Here is a 13193-nt window from a genome sequence, read left to right as displayed (position 1 = left end):
AGGAAGTCGGACCACAGCAGAAAATATGGTCAATACCGCCGAAAGGCGGGTGTAAAGACCTCGTGGATCGCGGGCACTTGGCGGTCGTCAGCCGATCCACCACAGAGCGGAGGACTCAGAGCATGGCCGGCGCGATGCGCAAGATGGCGGTCTACCTCGGCCTCGTGGAGGACGATGGGTACGACGGCCGGGGATTCGACCCCGATGACGATTTCGAGCCCGAACTCGACCCCGAGCCCGAACGGGAGCACCGGCGGCACGAGCCGTCCCTCCCGTCACACGGCGCACACCAGTCCCAGAGGGACGAAGAAGTCCGCGTCGTGCAGCCGCCCGCGCCCCGTGAACCGGTCGCTCGGTCCGCTTCGCTGTCCGCGGAATCCGGCCGCCCGGCGCGTATCGCGCCCGTGGCGTCCATCACACAAGAACGCGCAAGCCTGGAGAAGAACGCACCGGTGATCATGCCCAAGGTCGTGTCGGAACGAGAGCCTTACCGGATCACCACGCTGCACCCGCGGACCTACAACGAGGCCCGTACCATCGGGGAACACTTCCGTGAGGGCACCCCGGTGATCATGAACCTCACCGAGATGGACGACACGGACGCGAAGCGACTTGTCGACTTTGCGGCCGGATTGGTGTTTGGTCTTCACGGCAGCATCGAGCGGGTGACGCAGAAGGTGTTCCTGTTGTCGCCTGCTAACGTCGATGTCACGGCGGAGGACAAGGCCCGCATCGCAGAGGGCGGGTTCTTCAACCAGAGCTGAGACGCACAACCGGAAACAGCAGTACACGAGCAGTACCGAGCAGCACGGAAACAGGGGAGAGGGAAGCACCGAACATGGGCGTGGTCCTGGATGTCGTCTACATCGCGCTGATGTGTTTCCTCATCGTGCTCATCTTCCGGTTGGTCATGGACTACGTCTTCCAGTTCGCCCGCTCGTGGCAACCCGGCAAGGCGATGGTGGTCGTTCTGGAGGCCACCTACACTGTCACTGATCCACCGCTCAAGCTTCTGCGGCGGGTGATCCCGCCGTTGCGTCTCGGGGGCGTGGCGCTCGACCTGTCCTTCTTCGTACTGATGATCATCGTCTACATCCTGATCTCGATCGTGAGCCGGCTGTGAGCGATGTGACCTACCGTCTTGCCGAATGCCGACGACTACGTTGAGGTGAAGAGATGCCGTTGACCCCCGAGGACGTGCGGAACAAGCAGTTCACGACCGTCCGCCTCCGAGAAGGCTATGACGAGGACGAGGTCGATGCCTTCCTCGACGAGGTCGAAGCCGAACTGACCCGTCTGCTCCGCGAGAACGAGGACCTGCGCGCCAAACTGGCCGCGGCCACGCGTGCCGCTGCCCAGAACCAGCAGAACATGCGCAAGCCCCCGGAGGGTCCCGGCGGTCCGCAGGATCAGCAGCAGGGTATGCCCCAGCAGGGCGGTATGCCTCAGCAGGGCATGCCTCAGCAGGGCGGTATGCCCCAGCAGGGCATGCGAGGACCCGGCGCTCCGGTGCCCGCCGGGATATCGGGCCCGCCGCAGCAGCAGATGGGTGGCCCCATGGGTGGCCCGCCCCAGCTGCCGAGCGGTGCACCGCAGCTGCCCGCCGGTCCCGGCGGTCAGGGCGGTCCGCAGGGTCCCGGCCCGATGGGTCAGGGTCCCGGCCCCATGGGCCAGGGTCCGGGCATGGGCCAGGGCCCGATGGGTGGTCAGCCCCCCATGCAGCAGATGGGCGGTCCCATGGGCGGCCCGATGGGCGGCCACGGACAGGGCCCCGGCGGCGACAGCGCCGCCCGTGTCCTCTCGCTGGCCCAGCAGACCGCCGACCAGGCGATCGCCGAGGCCCGCAGCGAGGCCAACAAGATCGTCGGCGAGGCCCGCAGCCGCGCCGAGGGTCTGGAGCGGGACGCCCGCGCCAAGGCCGACGCGCTGGAGCGGGACGCGCAGGAGAAGCACCGCGTCGCGATGGGCTCCCTGGAGTCCGCCCGCGCCACGCTGGAGCGCAAGGTCGAGGACCTGCGCGGCTTCGAGCGCGAGTACCGCACCCGCCTGAAGTCGTACCTCGAGTCGCAGCTGCGCCAGCTGGAGACCCAGGCCGACGACTCCCTGGCCCCGCCGCGTACTCCGGCCACCGCCTCCCTGCCGCCGTCCCCGGCGCCCTCCATGGCCCCGGCCGGCGCGAGTGCCCCGTCGTACGGCGGCGGCAACCAGGGGATGGGCGGTGCGCCGAGCCCCGCTGCTCCGTCCTACGGCGGCCAGCAGCAGATGTCCCCGGCGATGACCCAGCCGATGGCGCCGGTCCGCCCGCAGGGCCCGTCGCCGATGGGGCAGGCCCCCTCGCCGATGCGCGGCTTCCTCATCGACGAGGACGACAACTGACGGCGGCGTAGCACGCCTTAGGCGTCGGCAGCGTTCAACAGGGCGGGGCCCCGGATCTGATCCGGGGCCCCGCCCTGTTACGCGTGTTGATCCCTGTGCCGACGGGTGCCGTGCCGTGCCCCGGGGGCCGGTGTCCCGAGGCCGGTGTCGCGAGGCCGGTTGTGCCGACGGGAGCGGTGCCCCGGGGGCCGGTGTCCCGAGGCCGGTGTCGCGAGGCCGGTGTGCCGAGGGCCCGGGCTCCGTGGGGAGACCGGGCCCTCGGGCGCCGTGCGGTTACGCCTTGCGCAGGCGGAAGGTGAGGGACAGGCCCTCGTCGGTGAACGGGTCGCCGTAGGAGCCGTCCGCCTCGCCCTGGGCGAAGTCCGTGGCCAGGACCTCGTCGGCGATCAGGGCCGCGTGCTCGGACAGGGCCGCGATCACCGCCGGTTCCGTGGACGTCCAGCGCAGGGCGATGCGGTCGGCCACGTCCAGGCCGCTGTTCTTGCGGGCCTCCTGGATGAGGCGGATCGCGTCACGGGCGAGACCCGCCCGGCGCAGCTCTTCCGTGATCTCCAGGTCCAGGGCGACCGTGGCGCCCGCGTCGGAGGCCACCGACCAGCCCTCGCGGGGGGTCTCGGTGATGATGACCTCGTCGGGGGCGAGGGCGACGGTCTCGCCGTCGACCTCCACCGCGGCCGTGCCCTCGCGCAGGGCCAGGGACAGCGCGGCCGCGTCGGCGTTCGCGATGGCCTTCGCCACGTCCTGCACCCGCTTGCCGAACCGCTTGCCCAGGGCGCGGAAGTTGGCCTTGGCGGTGGTGTCCACCAGGGAGCCGCCGACCTCGGACAGGGTCGCGAGGGCGCTGACGTTCAGCTCCTCGGTGATCTGCGCGTGCAGTTCGGGGTGGAGGGACTCGAAGCCCGCGGCCGCCACCAGCGCGCGGGACAGCGGCTGGCGGGTCTTGACGCCCGACTCCGCGCGCGTGGCGCGGCCCAGTTCGACGAGACGGCGGACCAGGACCATCTGCTTCGACAGCTCCGGGTCGATGGCCGACAGGTCCGCCTCGGGCCAGGACGCCAGGTGGACGGACTCCGGGGCGCCGGGCGTGACCGGCACGACCAGGTCCTGCCACACCCGCTCGGTGATGAACGGGGTCAGCGGGGCCATCAGCCTGGTGACCGTCTCGACCACCTCGTGCAGGGTGCGCAGCGCGGCCTTGTCGCCCTGCCAGAAGCGGCGGCGGGAGCGGCGCACGTACCAGTTCGACAGGTCGTCGACGAAGGCCGACAGCAGCTTGCCGGCCCGCTGGGTGTCGTACGCCTCCAGGGACTGGGTCACCTGGTCGGTCAGCGCGTGCAGTTCGGACAGCAGCCAGCGGTCCAGGAGGGGGCGGTCGGCGGGGGCCGGGTCCGCCTCGGACGGCGCCCAGTCGGAGGTGCGGGCGTACAGGGCCTGGAAGGCGACCGTGTTCCAGTAGGTGAGGAGGGTCTTGCGGACCACCTCCTGGATCGTGCCGTGGCCCACCCGGCGGGCCGCCCACGGGGAGCCGCCGGCCGCCATGAACCAGCGGACCGCGTCGGCGCCGTGCCGGTCCATCAGCGGGATCGGCTGCAGGATGTTGCCCAGGTGCTTGGACATCTTGCGGCCGTCCTCGGCGAGGATGTGGCCCAGGCACACGACGTTCTCGTACGACGACTTGTCGAAGACCAGCGTGCCGACCGCCATCAGCGTGTAGAACCAGCCGCGGGTCTGGTCGATGGCCTCGGAGATGAACTGCGCCGGGTAGCGGCTCTCGAACAGCTCCTTGTTCTTGTACGGGTAGCCCCACTGCGCGAACGGCATCGAACCCGAGTCGTACCAGGCGTCGATGACCTCCGGCACGCGCGTGGCGGTCTTGGCGCACTTCGGGCAGGCGAAGGTGACGTCGTCGATGAACGGGCGGTGCGGGTCCAGGTCCGACTGGTCGGTGCCGGTCAGCTCGGTGAGTTCCGCGCGGGAGCCGACGCAGGTGAGGTGGTCGTCCTCGCACCGCCAGATCGGCAGCGGGGTGCCCCAGTAGCGGTTGCGGGACAGCGCCCAGTCGATGTTGTTGTTCAGCCAGTCGCCGTACCGGCCGTGCTTGACCGTGTCCGGGAACCAGTTGGTGTTCTCGTTCTCCTGCAGCAGGCGGTCCTTGATGGCCGTCGTGCGGATGTACCAGGACGGCTGCGCGTAGTAGAGGAGCGCGGTGTGGCAGCGCCAGCAGTGCGGGTAGCTGTGCTCGTACGGGATGTGCTTGAACAGCAGGCCGCGGCTCGCCAGGTCCTCGGTGAGCTTCTCGTCGGCCTTCTTGAAGAAGACGCCCCCTACCAGCGGGACGCTCTCGTCGAAGGTGCCGTCCGGGCGGACCGGGTTCACCACGGGCAGTCCGTAGGCGCGGCAGACCTTGAGGTCGTCCTCACCGAAGGCGGGGGACTGGTGGACCAGACCCGTACCGTCCTCGGTCGTGACGTACTCGGCGTTGACCACGTAGTGGGCCGGTTCGGTGAACTCCACGAGCTCGAACGGACGCCGGTACGTCCAGCGCTCCATCTCGGCGCCGGTGAAGGTCTGCCCGGTGCTCTCCCAGCCCTCGCCGAGCGCCTTGCCGAGCAGCGGCTCGGCGACGACGAGCTTCTCCTCGCCGTCGGTCGCGACGACGTAGGTGACCTCCGGGTGCGCGGCGACCGCGGTGTTGGACACCAGGGTCCAGGGGGTGGTCGTCCAGACGAGCAGCGCGGCCTCGCCGGCGAGCGGGCCGGAGGTGAGCGGGAAGCGGACGTACACGGACGGGTCCACGACCGTCTCGTAGCCCTGCGCCAGCTCGTGGTCGGACAGGCCGGTGCCGCAGCGCGGACACCAGGGGGCGACGCGGTGGTCCTGGACCAGCAGCCCCTTGCTGAAGATCTCCTTCAGCGACCACCAGACGGACTCGATGTACTCCGGGTCCATGGTGCGGTAGGCATCGTCGAGGTCGACCCAGTAGCCCATGCGGGTCGTCAGCTCGGTGAAGGCGTCGGTGTGCCGGGTCACCGACTCGCGGCACTTCGCGTTGAACTCGGCGATGCCGTACGCCTCGATGTCCTGCTTGCCGGAGAAGCCCAGCTCCTTCTCGACCGCCAGCTCCACCGGCAGGCCGTGGCAGTCCCAGCCCGCCTTGCGGGCCACGTGGTAGCCGCGCATGGTGCGGAAGCGGGGGAAGACGTCCTTGAAGACGCGCGCCTCGATGTGGTGGGCGCCCGGCATGCCGTTCGCGGTGGGCGGACCCTCGTAGAACACCCACTCGGGGCGGCCCTCGGACTGCTCCAGGGTCTTGGCGAAGATCTTCTGCTCGCGCCAGAATTCGAGCACCGCGTGCTCGAGCGCGGGCAGGTCGACCTGGGCGGGCACCTGGCGGTACGTCGGCGTTGTCATCAGCGAGCTTCCTCCGGCGGACTTGCTGCCTTCCGTCCGGAGGGACGAGAGCGACGACTGCGCGTACGTCCTGCCGTACGCCGTCCACGCCGGTCTCGGCGCGCTCCCGCGGTACCACCCTCCTTGGCTCCCGGCGCGTTCCGCACGCCGGTGAGCCCCCTCATTGGGGTCGCGATGCCGGTTCTACTGGCCTGTCGGGCGTTCTTCCGGCGGCTCCGGGGTGATCTTCACGTCGCGCTCGCCCCCGGGCTCCCACCGTCCCCGGGTCGCTCTGGGCTGCGTACGCCGCTACTCGTCCCCATCCACGCTTTTCGCTGCGCCCAGTGTACGGCGCCGCGGGGACAGCGGCCGACCGGTTTTCCGGCCCCGGGCACGGGGCGTGCCGCGGGGGCGGGGGCGACCCGAACGGGGGCGTGCGGGCCGGTCCGCGATGCGGGACCCGAGTCCCGGCGGATTACCCGGCGGGGAGCTGGGCACAACGGATGCAGGCTCGCCGCGCGCGTGTGCGAGCCGGGCGAATCGGGCGGTGTGCCCCGTTGCCGCGGGACGCAAGTCGATTTATCGTCCCAGCACGATTCGCGAGCTAGATCACGTATGTGAAGGGACGCGGCCATGGTGGCGAAGAAGACCGCCGTACAGCAGCCGGCGTCCGGCAGGTCCACACGTGCCTCCGGCCGTGCGGCCAAGGACGTGAGCGGGGCGAAGAGCGGGCGGGCGGGCGCCACGGCGGGTACGGCGAAGCCGGCCGCCGGGACGGCTCCCGCGAAGAGGACGGCGGCGGGGAAGGACGCCACGAAGAAGCCGGCGAAGAGGTCGGTGACGAAGGCCACGGAGAAGTCCGTGACGAAGGCCACGGAGAAGCCCGCGGCGAAGGCCACGGAGAAGCCCGCGGCGAAGGCCACGGAGAAGCCCGCGGCGAAGGCCACGGAGAAGCCCGCGGCGAAGAAGGCCGCCGAGAAGGGCGCGGCCGAGCGGAACGCGGTCGCCAAGGCCGCCACCGGGAAGGACGCGGCCGGGAAGAGCGCGGTCGCCGGGAGCGCGACCACGACGGCCACGGCAGGGAAGAGCAAGGCCGGGAAGAGCACGGCCGGGAAGAGCAAGGCCGAGAAGAGCACGGCCGGGAAGAGCACGGCCGAAACGGCGGGCGCGGCCGAGGCCGCGAAGCAGACGGGAGCCACGACAGTGGTTGCGAAGAAGACTCCTGGCACGGCCACGGCGGCGACGACCGGCCTGCCCAAGGCGCGGATCGCCACGGTGGAGCCGGGCGAGCTCGCGGTACGCCCCGGTGAGGACCCCTGGACCCCGGAGGAGGTCGAGGAGGCGCGCACGGAGCTGCTGTCCGAGGACGCCCGGCTGCGCGCCGAGATCAGCTCCTCGGAGGCCTCCCTCGCGGGCCTGATGCGGGACTCCGGGGACGGTGCCGGCGACGACCAGGCGGACACCGGCACCAAGAACATCACGCGCGAGCACGAGCTGGCCCTCGCGGCCAACGCGCGCGAGATGCTCATCCAGACCGACCGGGCGCTGGAGAGGCTCGAGGCGGGCACCTACGGCCTGTGCGAGAACTGCGGCGACCCCATCGGCAAGGCGAGGATGCAGGCGTTCCCGAGGGCCACGCTGTGCGTGGAGTGCAAGCAGAAGCAGGAACGCCGGTACTGAGGGCGCCCGGGGACGTGCCGTACCCTCGTCCTCAGTCAGGTACTAGGCGAGGGACTCACGTGGCAGAGGCGGAGCGCATCATCGGTACGCCGGACACCCCAGAGGCGGCGGGGACCGGGCCGGAGCAGGACGAGACCGCTCGCCCCCGGGGCAGGCGCCGGATCGCCGTGCTGTTCGCGGTGGCCGCCCTGGCGTACCTGCTCGATCTGGGCAGCAAGCTGCTCGTGGTGGCCAAGCTGGAGCACCACCCGCCGATCGAGGTCGCCGGCGACTGGCTGAAGTTCGAGGCGATCCGCAACGCGGGCGCGGCCTTCGGCTTCGGCGAGGCCTTCACCGTGATCTTCACGGTGATCGCGGCGGCCGTGATCGTGGTGATCGCGCGCCTCGCCCGCAAGCTCTACAGCCTGCCGTGGGCGGTCGCGCTCGGCCTGCTGCTGGGCGGCGCGCTCGGCAACCTCACCGACCGGATCTTCCGTTCGCCGGGGATCTTCGAGGGCGCGGTCGTCGACTTCATCGCGCCCAAGGGCTTCGCCGTCTTCAACCTGGCCGACTCGGCGATCGTGTGCGGCGGCATCCTGATCGTGCTGCTGTCCTTCCGGGGCCTCGACCCGGACGGGACCGTCCACAAGGACTGAGCGCGCGTACGGGACTGTCTCACCCGTCCGGCATACTCGACGGGTGAGCACGATTCCCGAGATCCGTACCCTGCCCGTGCCCGACGGCCTGGAGGGCGAGCGCGTCGACGCCGCCATCTCCCGCATGTTCGGCTTCTCCCGCACCAAGGCCGCGGAGCTGGCCGGGGCGGGCAAGGTGCTGGTCGACGGCGCGGTCGTCGGCAAGTCGGAGCGGGTGCGCGGCGGCGCCTGGCTCGAGGTCGAGATGCCGCAGGCGCCCGCCCCCGTGCAGGTCGTCGCGGAGCCGGTCGAGGGCATGGAGATCGTGCACGACGACGACGACGTGGTCGTGATCGTCAAGCCGGTGGGCGTGGCCGCGCATCCGTCGCCGGGCTGGACCGGGCCGACGGTCATCGGCGGGCTGGCCGCGGCCGGGTACCGCATCTCCACCTCCGGCGCCGCCGAGCGCCAGGGCATCGTGCACCGCCTCGACGTGGGCACCTCGGGCCTCATGGTGGTCGCCAAGTCGGAGTACGCGTACACCTCGCTCAAGCGCCAGTTCAAGGAGCGCACGGTCGACAAGCGCTACCACACGCTCGTGCAGGGCCACCCCGATCCCACCAGCGGCACCATCGACGCGCCCATCGGCCGCCACCCCCAGCACGACTACAAGTGGGCGGTCACCGCCGACGGCAAGCCCTCCGTCACGCACTACGACCTCATCGAGGCGTTCCGCGCGGCCTCCCTGCTCGACGTCAAGCTGGAGACCGGCCGCACCCACCAGATCCGCGTCCACATGGCCGCCCACCGCCACCCCTGCGTCGGCGACCTCACCTACGGCGCCGACCCGACCCTCGCCAAGCGGCTGCATCTGACCCGGCAGTGGCTGCACGCCGTGCGCCTCGGCTTCGAGCACCCCGGGGACGGGCAGTGGGTCGAGTTCGCCTGTGACTACCCGGCCGACCTGCAGAGCGCCCTCGACCAGGTCCGCGAGGAGACCTACCGGTGAGCCTGCCGGCGTACGAGGTGCGGGTCGCCGAGGACGCCGCGGACCGCGAGGCCTGCTTCGCCCTGCGCAAGGAGGTCTTCGTCCGCGAGCAGGGCGTGCCCGAGGACCTGGAGTACGACGAGTACGACGCCGTGGCCGTGCACCTGCTGGCGGTGCGGGAGGACGGGGTCGCGCTCGGCACGGGACGGCTGCTGTACGGCGAGGCGGCCGCGGCGAAGACCGGCGGCGATCCGTCGGTCGGGTCCCTGGGGCGGCTCGCCGTGGCCGCTCCGGCCCGCGGACTGGGCGTCGGCGTCGCGCTGGTGCGGGCCGTCGAGGAGGCCGCACGCGCGCGCGGGCTGGCCGCGGTGGATCTGCACGCGCAGACCCACGCCCTGGGGTTCTACGAGCGGCTGGGGTACGAGGCGTACGGACCCGTGTACCCGGAGGCGGGGATACCGCACCGGGCGATGCGGCGCCCGGTGTAGCCGGAAGGCCGAAATCGCTGGTCGCGGCGGCGGCGTGGCAGGCTGGAGGTCTGCCGTCCGCCCGTCGACCCGCCCGGAGCGCTGACCGTGGACCAACTGGCCCTGCTGTTCGTGCTCTTGCTCGGGGCCCTGGTGAGCGTCCCCGTCGGAGACCGGTTCGGTCTGCCGGCGCCGGTGCTGATGACGCTGCTCGGGATCGTCCTCGCCGTGCTCGACTTCGTCCCGAACGTCGACGTGCGGCCCGAGCTGATCCTGCCGCTGCTGCTGCCGCCCCTGCTGTACGCGGCGGTGCGGCGGACGTCCTGGCGGCAGTTCACGGCCAACCGGCGGCCGATCTTCCTGCTGGCCGTGGCGCTGGTGTTCGTCACCATGGCCGCGGTGGCCGGCGTGGCCGCCGCGATCGTGCCGGGGCTGCCGGTCGCCGCCGCCTTCGCGCTCGGCGCGCTGGTCGCGCCGCCCGACCCGGTCGCCGCGACCGCGGTCGCGGGACAGCTGGGGCTGCCGCGCCGGCTGGTGTCCATCCTGGAGGGCGAGGGCCTGTTCAACGACGTGACGGCGATCGTGCTGTACCACGTCGCGATCACCGCCGTCGTCACCGGTTCCTTCTCGCCCTGGCGGGCCGGGCTGGACCTGGTGCTGTCCGCCGTCGTGGCCGTCGTGGTGGGGCTGGCGCTCGGCTGGGGCGCCAACAAGCTGCTGGACCTGCTGGGGGACGCCACCCTGCAGATCGGGCTCACGCTGCTGGTGCCGTACGCCTCCTACGTGCTCGCGGAGGAGCTGCACGGCTCGGGCGTGCTCGCCGTGCTGACCACCGCGCTGTTCCTCGCCGAGTACGCCACCGACGCCGACGACGTGATGATCCGGCTCGCCGGGCACACCTTCTGGAACATCGTCGACACGCTCGTCACCGGTGTGGCGTTCGGGCTGATCGGACTGGAACTGACCACCGCGATCCGGACGGCGTCCGGACGGTGGGGCGAGATGCTCGGCTGGGCGGCGGCGGTCGTGGTCGTCGTGGTGCTGGTGCGGCTGGCCTGGCTGCTGCCGGCCACCTGGCTCACCAAGCGGCTGCACGCCCGGCGGGACCACGACGAGGACATCCCGGCGAGCTGGCGGGAGACCGTCGTCATGTGGTGGTCCGGGATGCGGGGCGTGGCCTCCGTGGCGCTGGCGCTGGCGATCCCGCTGACGACCGACGACGGCTCGCCCTTCCCGGACCGCGACGAGATCGTGTTCATCGCCTTCGGGGTGATCATGGCGACCCTGGTGCTCCAGGGGCTGACGCTGCCGTGGCTGGTGAAGCGGCTCGGGGTGCGCGCCGACACCGAACGCGAGAAGGACTTCGAGAAGGCGCTCGCGACCCGGGCGGCGAAGGCGGCGAAGCGGCGGCTGCGGGAGATCGAGCAGGTGGAGGAGTTGCCGGACGAGCTGTCCGAGCAGATGCAGCGGCGGGCCTTCGACATCGGACTGCGCATCAGCCCGGATATCGGGGAGGACGAACGCCGTGAGGACCACGAGATGCGGGTACGGCGGCTGAAGCGGGTGCGGCGCATCCAGAACGAGATGCTGAGCGCGGCGCGGCACGAGGTGCTGGCGGCGCGCAGCGAGCCGGGGGCCGATCCGGAGGTGGTGGACCGGGTGCTGCGCCACCTCGACGTGCGCAGCATGCGGTGAGGCGGCGGGCGCGGCACCGGCGTGGCCGACGGCGAAGGTGCTCGCCGTCGGCGGCCGGCCGTTTGTAGGGTCTGTCCATGGCTCGCAACGTGGTGATCAGTGGTGGCGGTACGGGGATCGGGCTCGCCGCGGCCCGCGTCTTCGCCGAGGACGGGGACCGGGTGCTGCTGGTCGGGCGACGGGGCGAGGTGCTGGAGCGGGCGGACGTGCCCGGCGCGTCCACGTACGCCGCCGATCTCAGCGATCCGGGCGCCGTGCGCGGACTCGCCGCCCACGTGGAGCGGGAGTTCGGCGCCGTCGACGTACTGGTGCACGGGGCCGGGGGCAACGGGCAGCTCGAGGAGCCGGCCGGCGGCGACGACCCGCTCGACCGCGTCGCGCACGAATGGACCGTCAACTTCCGGCTCAACACCCTGACCGCGGCGCTGCTCACCGAGGGACTGAAGGACCGGCTGGCCTCGCCCGGCGGACGGGTGCTGTTCATCAGCTCCATCGCCGCCTACCGGGGCTCCGGCAGCGGGGCGTACGGCGGGGCCAAGGCCGCGCTGCACCCCTACGCCCACGACCTGGCCCGCACGCTGGGGCCGCGCGGGATCACCGTGAACGTGGTCGCGCCCGGCTACATCGAGGGCACCGGGTTCTTCGGCCCGCGCATCGACCCGGCCCGCCGCGAACGGCTGGCCGGCGAAACCCTGGACAAGCGCGTCGGCACCCCCGGAGACGTCGCCGCGACGCTGCACTGGCTCGCCTCCCCGGGCGCCGGGCACATCACCTCGCAGATCGTCCAGGTCAACGGCGGCGCCGAACGCGGGCACTGAGCCCGCGCCCGCTCAGCCCCGGCCGGTCCGCGGCGTCTCGTGGGCGCGGCGCACGGCGGCGCCGTCCCGGGCCGCGCCGTCCCGGGCCGCCCGCAGGATCCCGTCCGGGGACGTCCGGGGCGGCGGCAGCGCCGCGTCGGCCGTGTTGACGCGGGGCAGCGCGTAGGGGTGGTGCTCGCTCAGCCAGGTGATCATCCGCTCGCGGACCGTCACCCGCACCGTCCAGATGTCGTCCGCGTCCTTGGCCGTCACCAGCGCCCGCACCTGGATGGTGTTCGGGGTGGAGTCCGTGACGGCCACGCCGTAGTCGCGGCCGTCCCAGGCGGGGCAGGAGCGCAGGATGTCGCGGAGCTGCTCGCGCATCGCCTCCACCGGCGCGGAGTGGTCGAGGTGCCAGTAGACGATGCCGGTCATCTGGGTGCTGCCGCGCGACCAGTTCTCGAACGGCTTGGAGGTGAAGTACGACACCGGCATGGTGATCCGGCGCTCGTCCCACGTCCGCACCGTCAGGAACGTCAGCGTGATCTCCTCGACCGTGCCCCACTCGCCGTCCACCACCACCGTGTCGCCGAGGCGCACCATGTCGCCGAAGGCGATCTGCAGCCCGGCGAACATGTTGCTCAGCGTGGACTGCGCGGCGACACCGGCGACGATGCCGAGGATGCCGGCCGAGGCCAGCAGCGAGGCGCCGGCCGCCCGCATCGCCGGGAACGTCAGCAGCATCGCGGCCACGGCCACCACGCCCACGATCGCGGAGACCACCCGCATGATCAGCTCGACCTGGGTGCGGACCCGCCGGACCCGCGCCGGGTCGCGGTGGACGCGGGCGTAACGGCTGTACGACGTCTCGACGACCGCCGCCGCGATCCGGATCACCAGCCAGGCCGCCGACCCGATCAGCACCAGGGTCAGGGTCCGGCCGACGCCGACCCGGTGCTGCGGCAGCAGGTCCGCCTGGTCGTAGGACCCTCTGAGCAGGGCCGCGCACAGCACGAGCTGGTAGGGCACGCGGGCACGGCGCAACAGACCCCACAGCGGGGTCTCGTGGTGCCGCCCGTCGGCCTTGCGCAGCAACTGGTCGGTGACCCAGCCGATGGCCAGCGTCAGCACGACCGAGCCGCCGAGCACGATCAGCGGACGCAGTACGTTCTCCATGCCGTCGAAC

11 protein-coding genes are annotated in these 13193 nt (G+C 71.8%); 9 read left to right on the top strand and 2 right to left on the bottom strand.

The annotated features are described in order from the left end of the window. The first annotated feature begins 122 nt into the window (after window positions 1-122). The 3 genes from ACH4ZX_RS23415 to ACH4ZX_RS23405 all read left to right on the top strand — a co-directional run bounded on the left by ACH4ZX_RS23415 (window position 123) and on the right by ACH4ZX_RS23405 (window position 2376). On the top strand, window positions 123-764 hold the full coding sequence (locus tag ACH4ZX_RS23415; RefSeq protein ID WP_398275920.1) for a cell division protein SepF: 642 nt from the start codon (window positions 123-125) through the stop codon (window positions 762-764). Between the two features lie 74 nt (window positions 765-838). Then, window positions 839-1123: a YggT family protein gene (locus ACH4ZX_RS23410; protein WP_324783720.1), complete on the top strand. Its 285-nt coding sequence runs from the start codon at window positions 839-841 to the stop codon at window positions 1121-1123. A gap of 53 nt (window positions 1124-1176) precedes the next feature. Then, window positions 1177-2376 (top strand): DivIVA domain-containing protein, encoded by a 1200-nt coding sequence (locus ACH4ZX_RS23405; RefSeq protein ID WP_398275916.1) that lies wholly within the window; start codon window positions 1177-1179, stop codon window positions 2374-2376. 273 nt (window positions 2377-2649) lie between these two features. Here the strand turns inward: ACH4ZX_RS23405 and ileS are convergent, their stop codons facing one another. Continuing rightward, entirely contained in the window at window positions 2650-5787 is a 3138-nt protein-coding gene (ileS, locus tag ACH4ZX_RS23400) for an isoleucine--tRNA ligase (RefSeq protein WP_398275913.1), read from the bottom strand. A 612-nt stretch (window positions 5788-6399) separates the two neighbouring features. Between ileS and ACH4ZX_RS23395 the strand changes: the two genes are divergently transcribed. The 6 genes from ACH4ZX_RS23395 to ACH4ZX_RS23370 all read left to right on the top strand — a co-directional run bounded on the left by ACH4ZX_RS23395 (window position 6400) and on the right by ACH4ZX_RS23370 (window position 12028). Further along, window positions 6400-7446 carry a TraR/DksA C4-type zinc finger protein gene (locus ACH4ZX_RS23395; RefSeq protein WP_398275910.1) on the top strand — a complete coding sequence of 349 codons (1047 nt, stop codon included), beginning with the start codon at window positions 6400-6402 and terminating at the stop codon, window positions 7444-7446. Window positions 7447-7505: 59 nt separating this feature from the next. Further along, window positions 7506-8081 (top strand): signal peptidase II, encoded by a 576-nt coding sequence (gene lspA / locus ACH4ZX_RS23390; RefSeq protein ID WP_398275907.1) that lies wholly within the window; start codon window positions 7506-7508, stop codon window positions 8079-8081. A gap of 43 nt (window positions 8082-8124) precedes the next feature. Then, window positions 8125-9069: an RluA family pseudouridine synthase gene (locus ACH4ZX_RS23385; RefSeq protein WP_398275904.1), complete on the top strand. Its 945-nt coding sequence runs from the start codon at window positions 8125-8127 to the stop codon at window positions 9067-9069. Continuing rightward, window positions 9066-9536, top strand: a complete 471-nt coding sequence (locus ACH4ZX_RS23380) for a GNAT family N-acetyltransferase (protein ID WP_398275902.1) — start codon at window positions 9066-9068, stop codon at window positions 9534-9536. Before ACH4ZX_RS23385 ends, ACH4ZX_RS23380 begins: the two co-directional genes overlap by 4 nt. A gap of 87 nt (window positions 9537-9623) precedes the next feature. After that, window positions 9624-11210, top strand: a complete 1587-nt coding sequence (locus ACH4ZX_RS23375; protein ID WP_398275899.1) for a Na+/H+ antiporter — start codon at window positions 9624-9626, stop codon at window positions 11208-11210. Between the two features lie 77 nt (window positions 11211-11287). After that, entirely contained in the window at window positions 11288-12028 is a 741-nt protein-coding gene (locus ACH4ZX_RS23370; RefSeq protein ID WP_398275896.1) for an SDR family NAD(P)-dependent oxidoreductase, read from the top strand. A gap of 12 nt (window positions 12029-12040) precedes the next feature. Here the strand turns inward: ACH4ZX_RS23370 and ACH4ZX_RS23365 are convergent, their stop codons facing one another. Continuing rightward, window positions 12041-13183 carry a mechanosensitive ion channel family protein gene (locus ACH4ZX_RS23365; RefSeq protein WP_398275893.1) on the bottom strand — a complete coding sequence of 381 codons (1143 nt, stop codon included), beginning with the start codon at window positions 13181-13183 and terminating at the stop codon, window positions 12041-12043. Between the last annotated feature and the right edge of the window lie 10 nt (window positions 13184-13193).

Origin of the sequence: Streptomyces sp. NPDC020490, from assembly GCF_044335305.1 — a bacterium.
Lineage (GTDB): Bacteria > Actinomycetota > Actinomycetes > Streptomycetales > Streptomycetaceae > Streptomyces.
The sequence above is the reverse complement of the archived record's forward strand: the minus strand, read 5'-3'. Positions and strand labels throughout refer to the sequence as shown.